Here is a 14,201-nt window from a genome sequence, read left to right as displayed (position 1 = left end):
AATGAATAGAGAACAAATCGCCGAAGCACTTCGACAAAATCAAGTGGTTGCTTATCCCACTGAAGCTGTGTTTGGCTTAGGCTGTAATCCGCAAAGTGAAAGTGCGGTAAAAAAATTACTTGATTTAAAGCAACGTCCAGTGGAAAAAGGGCTGATTTTAGTAGCACCGAGCTTGGATTTTTTCCGTCCTTTTGTCAATTTTGAGCAGATTAACGATGAACAGCTTTCTCGCCTGCAAGGTAAATATGAACGTCCAACGACTTGGATTGTGCCAGCTAAATCCACCACCCCGCATTTTCTCACAGGCAAATTTGATAGCATTGCGATACGTTTGTGTAATCATCCGTCTGTGAAAGCCTTATGTGAACTCACAGGTTTTGCATTAACTTCAACGAGTGCAAACCTAACAGGAGATCCACCTTGTCGCATCGCTGATGAAGTGCGGTTACAATTCGGTGTAGATTTTCCTGTATTGGATGAAATTGTGGGAGATGCACGCAATCCATCTGAAATTCGAGACTTACGTACAAATCAACTTTTTAGACAGGGATAATTTATGGATCTTTATGCCGTGTGGGGCAACCCGATTGTGCAAAGTAAATCGCCATTGATTCAAAGTAAGTTAGCAGCGCAAACCCATCAAACCATGGAATACATTGCAAAATTAGGCGATCTTGATGCTTTTGAACAACAGCTTTTGGCATTTTTTGAGGAGGGTGCGAAAGGTTGCAATATTACTTCGCCTTTTAAAGAACGCGCTTATCAGCTGGCAGACGAATATAGCCAACGAGCAAAACTGGCGGAAGCCTGTAATACGCTAAAAAAACTCGATGATGGAAAACTTTATGCGGATAACACCGATGGGATTGGTTTAGTGACGGATTTGGAGCGTTTAAATTGGCTTCGTCCAAATCAACACGTATTAATCTTGGGGGCAGGCGGAGCAACAAAAGGCGTATTATTGCCACTTTTACAAGCTCAACAAAACATTGTGCTTGCTAACCGCACTTTTTCGAAAACCAAAGAATTAGCTGAAAGATTTCAGCCTTACGGCAATATTCAAGCTGTCTCTATGGATTCGATTCCACTACAAACCTATGATGTAGTGATTAATGCAACTTCCGCTGGATTAAGTGGTGGAACTGCTCCAGTTGATGTTGAAATTTTAAAATTAGGCTTAGCTTTTTACGATATGCAATATGCGAAAGGCACAGACACGCCATTTATCGCATTATGCAAAAGTTTAGGTTTAACCAATGTTAGCGATGGCTTTGGAATGTTAGTCGCGCAAGCAGCACATTCTTTCCATTTATGGCGAGGCGTAATGCCAGATTTTGTCGCGGTTTATGAGCAATTAAAATAAGGTAATTGGCAATGGAAAATAAATACAGCGATTTTATGGTGTATGTCGATGAAAGTGGAGATCACAGTTTACAGTCAATTGATAAAAACTATCCTGTGTTTGTACTTGCATTCTGTATTTTTTATAAAGACCATTATCGAAATAATATTGTTCCACAGATACAGAAGATAAAATTTGATTATTTTGGTCATGATATGGTGATATTGCATGAGCATGAAATCCGCAAAGAAAAAGGCGATTTTAATATTTTCACTTCTCGTGAACAGCGTGAAGGTTTTATGGAACGTATTTCATCTATTATTGAAAATACTAATTTTATTCTTGCTGCCTGTGTGATTGATAAGCGAAAAACGCCACAAAATGAAACAACACACCCTTATCATTTTTCACTCAAACATTGTTTAGAAACCCTATACGAATTTGTTTGTGAAAAGCATCAAGAAGATAAAATCACTTTTGTTGCCGTGGAAAGCCGTGGACGTAATGAGGATAGAGAGTTAGAGCTGGAATTTTTACGTATTTGTGATGGACAAAATAAATTTAAAAAGTCCTTGCCTTTTCAAGTAAAGATTGTGCCAAAACAAATTAATTCTGTGGGGTTGCAAGTTGCGGATTTAGTGGCAAGACCTATCGGGAGACATATTTTAGATAGTAATCAACCAAATCGAGCCTTTGAGATCCTTAAAAAGAAATTTTATTGTGAAGGTGGAAGAAAAATACTGGGGGAAAATTTTGATCAAAAAGGACTGAAACATTTCCCTTAGCCCTAAAAAGCGAAAAGCCTCAATGAAACTCACTGAAGCTATAACGCCGACCAAGCACCCTCGATCCACTTGGCTCGGAATATATCAAAATGTTTTATTTTGTCAAGTTTTAATATGCAACAAATAACCAGATGCCCTTGGGTTGGCGAACAACCTATTTATATTGATTATCATGACAAGGAATGGGGAAAGCCTGAATTCGACAGCCAAAAGCTATTTGAAAAAATTTGTTTGGAAGGGCAGCAAGCGGGGCTTTCGTGGATTACGGTTTTGAAAAAACGTGAATCTTACCGTGCAGCCTTTCATCAATTTGATCCGAAAAAAATCGCAAAAATGACCGCACTTGATATTGATGCTTGCATGCAAAATACAGGATTAATTCGCCATCGAGCCAAGTTAGAAGCCATTGTCAAAAATGCGAAAGCTTATTTAGAGATGGAAAAGTGCGGTGAAAATTTCAGTGATTTTATTTGGTCATTTGTAAATCATAAACCGATTGTCAATGATGTGCCTGATTTGCGATCTGTACCAGCTAAAACAGAAGCATCGAAAGCTCTTTCTAAAGCCTTAAAAAAACGTGGTTTCGTCTTTGTTGGCGAAACCACGTGCTACGCGTTTATGCAGTCTATGGGATTGGTGGACGATCATTTAAATGATTGTCCTTGCAAAACTCGCTAGTGTTTATGTTGATCTCGCTCCCATAAATCGGCGTATTTTACAAAGGTTGAATGCGCCGATAACACTGCTAATAAAAATCCTTGTTTGCCATCTAAAAAACCCGCTTTTAACAAATACATCTTCATAAAACAACCGATCGCGTGGGTAATTCCTTGCCAAAGTGTCGCTTTTTTTCCTTTAGCTTGGCGTTGGTCTGCCCATGCTTTGGCATAACCTGCGGATTTCACTAGATAATGATGGATGCTTTTATAAGTGAAATGCTCTAAATCCCCTGTTAATTTTTCTACTTTTGTGCCAGCTGGAAATTCCACTTTTTCATGTACAAGTGAGTCGTTATATTGCGCATAGTTTGTGCGATAGAGACGAACCACATAATCAGGATACCAGCCTGAATGACGAATTTCACGTCCAAAGACTTCACTGACTCGTGGAATTTCATAAACGGTATTTTCTCGATCATTTTTAACCGCACTTAAGATAGCCTGTTTCAGCTTGGGGGTAACGCGTTCGTCTGCATCTAACCAAAGTACATAATCACTGGTTACATATTGTTGGGCTAATTGGCGTTGTTTTCCAAACCCTTGCCAGTCTCTATTTTCATAGAATTTCGCCCCATAACTGAGCGCAATTTCTTTAGTGTTATCTGTGCTGCCAGAATCTAGAATAATAATTTCATCCACCCAATCTTTTACGGTATCTAAGCAATTCGCTAGATCTTGTGCTTCATTTTTTACAATCATTGCAACGCTAATTGTAGGCATATTTTCAATCCTTTTTTTGCTATACTAGCCGAAATTTTTTCAAGTATAACCGAATTTCATTTATGTGGCGTTTTTTTTATACCAGCTTGCTTTTAATTTGCCAGCCGTTGATATTGTGTTTTATTGGCTTGCTCAGTGTTAAATCTCCACGTTATCGTCAGCGTTTGACTGAACGTTATGGTTTTTATGGTAATGCGTCTTGCCCACCACCACAAGGGATCTTTATCCACGCAGCCTCCGTTGGAGAAGTGATTGCTGCGACACCGCTAGTTCGCCAATTGCAACAAGATTATCCGCATTTATCCATTACTTTTACGACTTTTACTCCCACAGGTTCAGAACGCGTCAAAGCCACTTTTGGAGACAGTGTTTTTCATTATTATTTACCCTTTGATTTGCCTTTTTCGATCCATCGTTTTATTAATTTTGTACAACCTAAATTATGTATCGTGATGGAAACAGAACTTTGGCCTAATCTTATTCATCAATTATTTTTACGCAATATCCCATTTGTCATCGCTAATGCTCGTTTATCCGCACGTTCTGCACATCGTTACGGAAAAATAAAAGCGCACTTACAAACAATGTGGTCGCAAATTAGCTTGATTGCAGCGCAGGATAACATTAGTGGAAAACGCTATGCCACTTTGGGCTATCCAAAGGAAAAATTGAATATCACGGGCAATATTAAATATGATCTCAATACGAATGATGAACTATTACGTAAAATTGATTCATTGCGAACGCTTTGGAAACAAGATCGCCCAATATGGATTGCTGCCAGCACGCATAATGGAGAAGATGAAATCATTTTAAAATCTCACCGCGCTTTGTTAGCAAAATACCCAAATTTATTGTTATTGCTCGTTCCGCGCCATCCAGAGCGTTTTAATGTGGTGGCTGATTTACTTAAAAAGGAAAAATTTCAATTTATTCGTCGTTCCACAAATGAATTACCAAATGAAAATACCCAAGTGATTTTGGGCGATAGTATGGGCGAACTGATGTTGATGTATGGCATTTCCGATATTGCTTTTGTGGGTGGAAGCCTTGTGAAACACGGGGGGCATAATCCACTGGAACCTCTTGCGTTTAAAATGCCTGTAATTACTGGCAAGCATACTTTTAATTTTCCCGAGATATTTAGAATGTTGGTGGAAGTGCAAGGTGTGTTGGAAGTTAATTCAACCGCAGATTCCTTAGAACGCGCCGTAGAAGCCTTATTAAACTCAAAAGAAGCCCGCGAACGTTTAGGCAATGCTGGCTATGAAGTGCTGATGGAAAACCGAGGGGCATTACAGCGTTTGTTAGATTTATTAAAACCTTATTTGGAGCGCAATGTATGACGAGCGTGATTTATCCTGGTACTTTTGATCCGATTACGAACGGTCATTTAGACATTATTGAAAGAAGTGCGGTGATTTTTCCTCGTGTTTTAGTGGCGGTGGCAAATAGTCCAAGCAAAAAAACGCTATTTTCTTTGGAGGAACGCGTAGAACTTGTTCGTCAATCTGTTGCGCATTTATCCAATGTTGAGGTGTTTGGCTTTTCTGATTTGTTAGCCAATGTGATTAAGCAGCACAATATTTCCGCTATTATTCGTGGCGTACGCACGACAATAGATTTTGAATATGAACTTCAATTGGCTGCTCTTAATCGTTTACTCACAAAAGGCGTAGAGAGCTTGTTTTTCCCACCAGCAGAAAAATGGGTGTTTGTTTCTTCCACCATTGTGCGTGAAATTTATTTGCATGGCGGAGATGTCGCTGAGCTAGTTCCTGTGTCTGTGTTCAATGCGTTAAAAGCACGATGATAAAAACCTTTATTTTTTTAACCGCACTTATCGCTTTATCTGGTTGTGGTTCCGTGGTCAAACTTATCGATCCAACAGAAAAATATACCGCCTATGCAGGGGCTGCTTATGATCTTGAAATGGCTCAACAATGGGGATTGCCAATCTTAGATTTGCCCCTCTCATTTTTATTAGACACCGTATTACTGCCCTATGCGTGGGCTCAATAATTCTTATGAAACTTAATCCTCAACAACAACAAGCCGTTGAATATGTAACAGGCTCTTGTCTTGTGCTTGCTGGCGCAGGCTCTGGCAAAACTCGCGTAATCATTAATAAAATTGCCCATTTAATTGAAAAGTGCGGTTATTCTCCGAAACAAATTGCTGCTGTTACTTTCACTAACAAAGCCGCACGCGAGATGAAAGAGCGTGTGGCACATTCCATTGGCAAAGAGCAATCTAAAGGCTTGCTCGTTTCCACTTTTCATACGCTCGGTTTTGACATTATTAAGCGTGAATATAAAGCGTTGGGCTTTAAATCAAATATGACTTTGTTTGATGAACACGATCAATTTGCATTGTTAAAAGAGCTAACCGCTGATGTGTTAAAAGAAGATAAGGATTTATTGCGAGAGTTAATTTCAGTGATTTCTAACTGGAAGAATGATTTGATTTCGCCAAAACAGGCATTTGCGTTGGCGCGTGATGCAAAATATCAAACTTTTGCAAAATGTTATGAGCGTTACGCCACACAAATTCGAGCTTACAATGCTCTTGATTTTGATGATTTAATTATGTTGCCGACATTGTTGTTCAAGCAAAATGAAGAAGTGCGGGCAAAATGGCAGGCAAAAATTCGTTATTTGTTGGTGGATGAATATCAAGATACCAACACCAGCCAATATGAACTGATTAAACTTTTAGTGGGGGATCGTGCTTGTTTTACTGTGGTGGGCGATGATGACCAATCTATTTATTCGTGGCGTGGCGCACGACCAGAAAATATGGTGCGTTTACGCGATGATTTCCCTCGTTTGAACGTGATTAAGCTAGAGCAAAATTATCGTTCAACCCAACGTATTTTGCATTGTGCCAATATTTTGATTGATAACAATGACCACGTGTTTGATAAGAAACTCTTTTCAACCATTGGCGAAGGGGAAAAATTGCTTGTTATCGAAGCAAAAAATGAAGAACACGAAGCAGAACGGATTGTCGCTGAGTTGATCGCCCATCGTTTTAGCCGTAAAACCAAATATAAAGATTATGCGATTTTGTATCGAGGCAATCATCAATCCCGATTACTCGAAAAAGTACTGATGCAAAACCGTATTCCTTACAAAATTTCGGGCGGTACTTCTTTTTTCTCCCGTGCAGAAATCAAAGATATGATGGCGTATTTACGCTTGGTGGTGAATCAAGATGATGACGCCGCATTTTTACGTATTGTGAATACCCCGAAACGTGAAATTGGCACCGCAACCTTACAAAAACTTGGCGAGTTGGCTCAAGAAAAACACATCAGTTTATTTGATGCTATTTTTGAGTTTGAACTTATTCAACGCATCACGCCAAAAGCCTATGATTCATTGCAAAAATTTGGCCGTTGGATTGTAGAACTTAATGATGAAATTCAACGTTCTGAACCAGAACGTGCGGTACGTTCAATGTTATCTGTGATTCATTATGAAGAATATTTGTACGAATACGCAATAAGCCCTAAAGCGGCAGAAATGCAAAGTAAGAATGTCGCTACGCTATTTGACTGGGTTGCAGATATGTTAAAAGGCGATGAAACCAATGAGCCAATGAACCTTAATCAAGTAGTAACCCGCCTGACATTACGTGATATGTTGGAGCGAGGCGAAGACGATGACGACAGCGATCAAGTTCAACTGATGACATTACACGCATCTAAAGGATTGGAATTTCCTTATGTTTATTTGATTGGTATGGAAGAGGGCATTTTGCCCCACCAAACCAGTATTGATGAAGACAACGTGGAAGAAGAACGTCGCTTGGCTTATGTGGGTATCACAAGAGCGCAAAAAGAACTCACTTTTTCTTTATGCCGTGAGCGCCATCAATATGGTGAATTAGTTCGCCCAGAACCGAGCCGATTTTTAGCTGAATTACCCAATGATGATGTACTGTGGGAACGCGATAAACCAAAACTAACCACCGAGCAAAAACAAGAAAAAACACAAAACCAACTTGATAGATTGAGGGCGATTTTGAAAAGTTAATAAAATGACTTTTTAAATATAGATTAAAAGATGTAATTACAATTTTATCTCAATTGATTTTTTATTACTTTGAGATACGTTATCTGGATTTATCACTAAGAACTAGCCAAGCAAACGTTTACTTTCAATAAATAAGAAATAAATAGAGAAAATTTGAACCAAATGGTATTTTTTTGTTCAGTTTTATACTAGAATTCACGCCCCTATTTATTTTTACTTGACAAAGGAAAATTTATTATGAAACTCGAAGCAAGCAAGCAAGCAAGCAAGCAAGCAAGCAAGCAAGCAAGCAAGCAAGCAAGCAAGCAAGCAAGCAAGCAAGCAAGCAAGCAAGCAAGCAAGCAAGCAAGCAAGCAAGCAAGCAGAAGTTTAGCTATTTCTTTTTCATTAGTATAATCTTTTTATTTTCTTCTTTATCATTTGCCGAACGACTTCATGATCCTCATAATTACAATCAACCATCAAATGGTTGTATTATATGGGAAGGGAGGATAACGGGGTGTATACATATACTAACACCGACAATATCATATAAAAATATCCATCAAAAATTACTTCCTTTTAATGAAAATAACTACTTTACTGCTAGTACTTACTATATAGTTTTTGCAAGTGCACCATCCTTTGACAGTTCAGTAATATACGATCGTAGGGTACTCAACGCAGAGGTTTCTAATTCAAATATTGATTCAAAAATTTTGGCAATAAATAATTATCGAATTAGATTCCCTGATGCCTATGCACAACCTAGCACTCATTATGAATACATGACTTTAGATATTAATAATAATAGTCATGCACGTGGAGCTGTGCTGTATTTAAATAAGATGAAAATTTCCGATTCTGTTTGGGAGCCTCGTTTGGATTCAGATGTGTACACCTTGGAAACGCATAATGCCGATATTCGCTTCAATACAAAGAAAGAGGAATTAGTTGTGCATGAGAACTACTCTGGTGGGGCACGTTTTCGTTTTGCTTACGATCCTAAAGAAGCGACAAATACTGCATTAATTTTTGAGAAAAATGTTACTGGCACCTCCGACATCATCTTCGAAAATCCAATAGACGATTTAAAAAGCCTAGATGGGCATCAAATTGTTAAAGTAAATGGCAACGCAGATAAAAATGCATTTAGACTTTCTGGCAAACACCAAAAGGGAATTTATACGCTCTCTTTACAACAACGCCCAGAGGGCTTTTTTACCAAAGTGCAAGAACGCGATGATATTGCGATTTATGCACAACAGGCTCAAGCCGCCAATACCTTATTCGCCTTGCGTTTGAACGACAAAAACAGCGATATTTTTGACCGCACTTTGCCACGCAAAGGCTTGTGGTTGCGTTTAATTAGTGGTCACTTAAGTCAAGATGTTCAAGGCAAGACCGCACCAGTAGAAGGAAATCGTAAAGGCATACAACTTGGTGGCGATGTTTTATCCTTACAGCATCAAGACTACCAACTTTCCTTTGGCTTAATGGGCGGACAGGCAGAACAGCGTAGTACTTTCCGTAATCCAGATACAGACAATCTTACAACAGGAAGTATGAAAGGCTTGGGCGCAGGCGTTTATGCCACTTGGCATCAACTTCAGGACAAACAGACAGGTGCGTATATTGATAGCTGGGTACAATATCAACGTTTCCGCCACCGCATTAACACTGAAGATGGCACAGAACGCTTTACTTCAAAAGGTATCACCGCCTCAATTGAAGCGGGTTACAACGCGTTATTAGCAAAACACGTAACTAGAAAAGGCACTCAAATTCGTTTTTACCTACAACCACAGGCACAATTGACTTATTTGGGGGTAAACGGAAAATTCAGCGATAGCGAAAATTCCCAAGTGAATCTACTTGGCTCTCGCCAATTACAAAGCCGAGTGGGCGTTCAAGCTAAAGCGCAATTTACTTTTACTAATGGTGTCATCTTCCAAGCATTTGTTGCCGTCAATTCAATTTACCAACAAAAGCCTTTCGGTGTGGAAATAGACAATGAACGTCGAGTGATAAACAATAAAACGGCAATTGAAAGTCAATTAGGTGTAGCATTGAAAATTAAATCTCACTTAACTTTACAAGCCACATTCAATCGCCAAACAGGCAAACATCACCACGCTAAACAAGGTGCGTTGAATTTACAGTGGACGTTTTAAGTTTAGTAGTAACAATAAAATCGGCAGGAAAATTTTCTGCCGATTTTTTATTTTAAAAGTGCGGTCATTTTTCGTTTGATTTCCACCAATTTTTAACCGCACTTTCAATTCCAGCTAATGTAGGGTGGGCGTAAGCCCACGCGTATTATTAATAATATTCTTTTTTCGTGGGCTTACGCCCACTCTACGGTCTGTAATCTTCCTTATAGTCTGGAAATAATGTGGCAGGCAAATATACTTTTAAAAATTAACGTAAAAAGGCATAATGGCAACCCCATTTTTTATAATTATTTGTTTTAGGAGCAAAAAGATGAATATTTTATTATTAGACTGCGGTAAGGCGTTTGGTCATTCTAACGGCGAATTGAACCACACACTTCACAAAAAAGCGAAAGAAGTTTTGACCGCACTTGGATACAATGTAAAAGAAACTGTGATTGATGCCGGCTATGATGTTGAGGCAGAAATCGAAAAATTTTTGTGGATGGATGCTGTGATTTGGCAAATGCCGAGCTGGTGGATGCACGAGCCTTGGACAGTAAAAAAATACATAGACGAAGTATTAACCAGCGGACACGGCAAGTTATATCACAGTGATGGCAGACACAGCGTCAGCCCGACTGAAGGTTATGGCACAGGTGGTTTATTGCAAGGCAAAAAACACATGCTTTCACTGACTTGGAATGCACCGATTGAAGCCTTCACTCGTGAAGGCGACTTCTTCGAAGGCAAAGGCGTGGATGCGTTGTATATGCACTTCCACAAACTCAATGAGTTCATCGGCTTGACCCGTCTGCCGACATTCTTATGTAACGATGTGATTAAAAATCCACAAGTAGAACAATACTTAGCAGACTACCAGACACACTTGGAAAAAGTGTTCGGCTAATAAAAAATCCATCTTCAATACGAAGATGGATTTTTTGTTTATTTCCTTGAGATTGTTGTTATTTAACAACTTCCCCACAAATCATATTCATCAGAATTTGTGATGGTTACTTTAATCACATCACCGACTTTTACATTGATTCCGCTTAAATTATCTACATAAACTAACCCGTCAACTTCGGGAGCATCGGCTTTTGAGCGACCAATAATGCCTTCTTCGTCAATTTTATCCACTAATACATCAAGAGTTTTGCCGATTTTTTGTTTCAAACGATTTGCAGAAATTTCTTGTTGTAATTGCATGAAACGATGGAAACGTTCTTCTTTCACATCTTCTGGTACTTGGTCAGCCATCTCTGTTGCAGGTGCGCCTTCAACGGGGCTGAATTTGAAACAGCCTACGCGATCAAGTTGGGCTTCTTTTAAGAAATCGAGCAATAATTGGAAATCTTCTTCTGTTTCGCCTGGGAAACCGACAATAAAGGTGGAGCGCAATGTTAAATCTGGGCAAATTTCACGCCATTGTTTAATGCGTTCTAAAGTGCGGTCAATACTGCCCGGTCTTTTCATTGCTTTTAAGATTTTCGGGCTGGCGTGTTGTAATGGAATGTCTAAATACGGTAAGAGTGTGCCGTCAGCCATTAATGGAATTAAATCATCTACATGCGGATAGGGATACACATAATGTAAGCGAACCCAAATGCCAAGTTTGCCAAGCTGTTTACAAAGGGTCATTAAATCATTTTTAATTGGCATGCCATTCCAGAAAGCTGTTTTTACACCGCCCTCTTGGCGTTTTAAGTCCATGGAATAAGCGGAAGTGTCTTGTGATACCACAAGCAATTCTTTTACGCCTGCTTCAGCTAAACGTTTTGCTTCGTCTAAAACTTGCGTAATAGAACGGCTTTCCAAATCACCACGCATAGATGGAATAATGCAGAACGTACAACGGTGATCACAACCTTCAGAGATTTTCAAATAGGCATAATGTTTTGGTGTCAGTTTTACGCCTTGTTTTGGTACTAAGCTGGTGTAAGGGTTATGTGTCGGTTTTGGCACGTATTTGTGAACTTGAGCCATCACTGTTTCATAACTATGTGGGCCGCTGACTTCCAAAACTTTAGGATGCACTTCACGAATTTGGTCTTCTTTTGCCCCCAAACAGCCAGTTACAATGACGCGTCCATTTTCTTCCAATGCTTCACCAATCGCTTCCAGTGATTCCTGCACGGCACTATCAATAAAGCCACAAGTGTTCACAATCACTAAATCAACATTTTCATAGCTTGGCACAATGTTGTAACCATCGGTGCGTAGTTCCGTTAAGATTCGTTCAGAATCTACTAAGTTTTTTGGGCAACCAAGGCTTACAAAGCCAATGCTTGGGGTTGAATTTTGCATAAAAATAACCGTTTTTCGCTCTATAAAATTTCAAACGCAAGATTTTACTCAATTTTCGCAAGAAAGGCGATAAATTAAAGGCTTGGAAGGGTAAAGATTTTAAGCTAAGTGATGTAGAATAGACGATTATGTCGGACTCATTTTTATCATTATGGAAAATTCATCTTTACCTTTAACCGCACTTTTCGATCCTTATCACTTAATTATTTTTAGCAAAATGCTATTAGCGATGGTGCTTGGTAGCGTTATCGGCTTAGAGCGTGAGCTTAAGCGCAAACCTGTGGGCGTGAAAACTTGCGCTATTATTGCTGTCACCACTTGTGTGCTAACCATTGTTTCGATTCAAGCCGCAGAGCATTATGCGCAAGTTTCAGACAATATTCGCACAGATCCAATGCGTCTTGCGGCTCAAGTGATTAGCGGCATCGGTTTTTTAGGTGCAGGTGTGATTTTACATAAGAAAAATGATGCGATTTCAGGTTTAACCACTGCAGCGATTATTTGGGCTTCTGCGGGGATCGGTATTGCTGCTGGGGCAGGTTTCGTATTCGATGCGGTCATCGCCACTGTGATGATTTTGGTGTCTATTCGATTAAGTCCGTTGGTTCAACGTTGGGTGCATCGTAAATCACAACGTCGTCGGACAAAATTCAATATTCTTGTCAATGGTGCGGAAAGCATTGGAAAAGTCACCCAATTGTTAGTAAACAATCAGTATCGTATTGAACATATACAGGTGAAAGATCAAAGTAGTGGTGAAGTGCGGTTGCAAATTCGCTGTTTTTCCATTGATTCCACAATGTTGAAAGATGCGTATGCATTGTTGAAAGCGGAAGAAGGGGTGATGAGTGTCGAAGTAGATAACTAGAAAAAGAGCGGTCGAGTTAAATTTTATTTTAAATTGACCGCTCTTTTCTATTTCTTATTTAATTTCTTTCGCAAAATGTAAATTTCCATGAAAAATACTTGATTTTGCTAACGCTATCTTGTAATTAATAATTCTATTCAAACACAACAAACTAAGGAAACAACAATGAAAAATGTAGGCTTTATCGGCTGGCGCGGAATGGTGGGTTCCGTATTAATGGATCGTATGTCGCAGGAAAATGATTTTGCAAATCTTAATCCGGTATTTTTTACAACTTCACAAGCAGGTCAAAAAGCACCTGTTTTTGGTGGCAAAGATGCAGGCGAACTTAAAAATGCATTCGATATTGAAGAACTCAAAAAATTAGACATTATCGTGACTTGCCAAGGTGGCGATTACACCAATGAAGTTTATCCAAAATTAAAAGCAACAGGTTGGGATGGCTATTGGGTTGATGCCGCATCTGCATTACGTATGAAAGATGATGCAATTATCGTACTTGATCCAGTAAACCAGCACGTGATTTCAGAAGGCTTGAAAAAAGGTATTAAAACTTTCGTGGGCGGTAACTGTACCGTGAGCTTAATGTTGATGGCTATCGGTGGTTTATTTGAAAAAGATTTAGTGGAATGGATTTCTGTGGCAACTTACCAAGCGGCTTCAGGTGCTGGCGCAAAAAATATGCGTGAATTACTTTCACAAATGGGTTTATTAGAACAAGCGGTTTCGAGTGAATTAAAAGACCCAGCTTCTTCTATTTTAGATATTGAACGTAAAGTGACTGCAGAAATGCGTTCTGATCGCTTCCCAACCGATAACTTCGGTGCAGCATTAGGTGGTAGTTTAATCCCTTGGATTGACAAACTTCTTCCAGAAACGGGACAAACTAAAGAAGAATGGAAAGGCTATGCAGAAACCAATAAAATCTTAGGTTTAAGCGACAATCCAATTCCTGTTGATGGTTTATGTGTGCGTATCGGTGCATTACGCTGCCATAGCCAAGTATTCACCATCAAACTGAAAAAAGACTTACCATTAGAAGAAATTGAACAAATTTTATCGTCTCACAACGAATGGGTGAAAGTGATTCCAAATGACAAAGAAACCACATTACGTGAATTAACCCCAGCGAAAGTAACGGGTACATTAAGTGTGCCTGTTGGGCGTTTGCGTAAATTGGCTATGGGGCCTGAATATTTGGCAGCCTTTACTGTGGGTGACCAATTATTATGGGGTGCTGCAGAGCCAGTTCGCCGTATTTTAAAACAATTGGTAGCATAATTGG

Annotated in this window: 15 protein-coding genes; 13 read left to right on the top strand and 2 right to left on the bottom strand. The window is 39.3% G+C overall.

What is annotated here, in order from left to right; genetic code table 11:
• Position 1 precedes the first annotated feature (1 nt).
• The 4 genes from tsaC to DV424_RS07380 all read left to right on the top strand — a co-directional run bounded on the left by tsaC (position 2) and on the right by DV424_RS07380 (position 2,805).
• Positions 2-553 carry an L-threonylcarbamoyladenylate synthase type 1 TsaC gene (gene tsaC, locus DV424_RS07395; RefSeq protein ID WP_105887942.1) on the top strand — a complete coding sequence of 184 codons (552 nt, stop codon included), beginning with the start codon at positions 2-4 and terminating at the stop codon, positions 551-553.
• Positions 554-556: 3 nt separating this feature from the next.
• Positions 557-1,363 carry a shikimate dehydrogenase gene (gene aroE, locus DV424_RS07390; RefSeq protein ID WP_118859581.1) on the top strand — a complete coding sequence of 269 codons (807 nt, stop codon included), beginning with the start codon at positions 557-559 and terminating at the stop codon, positions 1,361-1,363.
• Between the two features lie 11 nt (positions 1,364-1,374).
• Complete coding sequence (locus tag DV424_RS07385; RefSeq protein ID WP_011272149.1) at positions 1,375-2,127, top strand: DUF3800 domain-containing protein; 753 nt, start codon at positions 1,375-1,377, stop codon at positions 2,125-2,127.
• A gap of 114 nt (positions 2,128-2,241) precedes the next feature.
• Positions 2,242-2,805 carry a DNA-3-methyladenine glycosylase I gene (locus tag DV424_RS07380; protein ID WP_042599375.1) on the top strand — a complete coding sequence of 188 codons (564 nt, stop codon included), beginning with the start codon at positions 2,242-2,244 and terminating at the stop codon, positions 2,803-2,805.
• Here the strand turns inward: DV424_RS07380 and DV424_RS07375 are convergent.
• Entirely contained in the window at positions 2,802-3,566 is a 765-nt protein-coding gene (locus tag DV424_RS07375) for a glycosyltransferase family 2 protein (RefSeq protein ID WP_042599376.1), read from the bottom strand. The two genes, DV424_RS07380 and DV424_RS07375, sit on opposite strands and share 4 nt — an antisense overlap.
• Before the next feature lie 62 nt (positions 3,567-3,628).
• On the opposite strand from DV424_RS07375, the gene waaA reads away from it, so the two are divergent.
• The 7 genes from waaA to DV424_RS07345 all read left to right on the top strand — a co-directional run bounded on the left by waaA (position 3,629) and on the right by DV424_RS07345 (position 10,648).
• Positions 3,629-4,912, top strand: a complete 1,284-nt coding sequence (waaA, locus tag DV424_RS07370; protein ID WP_042593995.1) for a lipid IV(A) 3-deoxy-D-manno-octulosonic acid transferase — start codon at positions 3,629-3,631, stop codon at positions 4,910-4,912.
• On the top strand, positions 4,909-5,379 hold the full coding sequence (gene coaD / locus DV424_RS07365) for a pantetheine-phosphate adenylyltransferase (protein WP_005688139.1): 471 nt from the start codon (positions 4,909-4,911) through the stop codon (positions 5,377-5,379). Before waaA ends, coaD begins: the two co-directional genes overlap by 4 nt.
• Positions 5,376-5,588, top strand: coding sequence for a YceK/YidQ family lipoprotein (locus tag DV424_RS07360; protein WP_005644190.1), 213 nt, complete (start codon positions 5,376-5,378; stop codon positions 5,586-5,588). Before coaD ends, DV424_RS07360 begins: the two co-directional genes overlap by 4 nt.
• A 5-nt stretch (positions 5,589-5,593) precedes the next feature.
• Positions 5,594-7,606, top strand: coding sequence for a DNA helicase Rep (gene rep, locus DV424_RS07355; RefSeq protein ID WP_118859580.1), 2,013 nt, complete (start codon positions 5,594-5,596; stop codon positions 7,604-7,606).
• Between the two features lie 237 nt (positions 7,607-7,843).
• Positions 7,844-8,002: a hypothetical protein gene (locus DV424_RS08910; protein WP_192880668.1), complete on the top strand. Its 159-nt coding sequence runs from the start codon at positions 7,844-7,846 to the stop codon at positions 8,000-8,002.
• Between the two features lie 302 nt (positions 8,003-8,304).
• Positions 8,305-9,759, top strand: a complete 1,455-nt coding sequence (locus DV424_RS07350) for an autotransporter outer membrane beta-barrel domain-containing protein (protein WP_275045365.1) — start codon at positions 8,305-8,307, stop codon at positions 9,757-9,759.
• Between the two features lie 310 nt (positions 9,760-10,069).
• Positions 10,070-10,648 (top strand): NAD(P)H-dependent oxidoreductase, encoded by a 579-nt coding sequence (locus tag DV424_RS07345; protein ID WP_118859578.1) that lies wholly within the window; start codon positions 10,070-10,072, stop codon positions 10,646-10,648.
• 62 nt (positions 10,649-10,710) lie between these two features.
• Here DV424_RS07345 and rimO read toward each other — a convergent pair whose 3' ends face one another.
• On the bottom strand, positions 10,711-12,048 hold the full coding sequence (rimO, locus tag DV424_RS07340) for a 30S ribosomal protein S12 methylthiotransferase RimO (RefSeq protein WP_118859577.1): 1,338 nt from the start codon (positions 12,046-12,048) through the stop codon (positions 10,711-10,713).
• 151 nt (positions 12,049-12,199) lie between these two features.
• On the opposite strand from rimO, the gene DV424_RS07335 reads away from it, so the two are divergent.
• Both DV424_RS07335 and asd read left to right on the top strand, forming a co-directional pair.
• The gene (locus DV424_RS07335) at positions 12,200-12,916 is read left to right on the top strand and encodes an MgtC/SapB family protein (protein WP_118859576.1); all 717 of its coding nucleotides are present in this window, start codon (positions 12,200-12,202) and stop codon (positions 12,914-12,916) included.
• A gap of 165 nt (positions 12,917-13,081) precedes the next feature.
• Entirely contained in the window at positions 13,082-14,197 is a 1,116-nt protein-coding gene (asd, locus tag DV424_RS07330) for an aspartate-semialdehyde dehydrogenase (RefSeq protein WP_118859575.1), read from the top strand.
• Positions 14,198-14,201 lie beyond the last annotated feature (4 nt).

It is taken from the genome of Haemophilus haemolyticus, from assembly GCF_003493605.1.
Classification (GTDB): domain Bacteria; phylum Pseudomonadota; class Gammaproteobacteria; order Enterobacterales; family Pasteurellaceae; genus Haemophilus; species Haemophilus haemolyticus_J.
The sequence above is the reverse complement of the archived record's forward strand: the minus strand, read 5'-3'. Positions and strand labels throughout refer to the sequence as shown.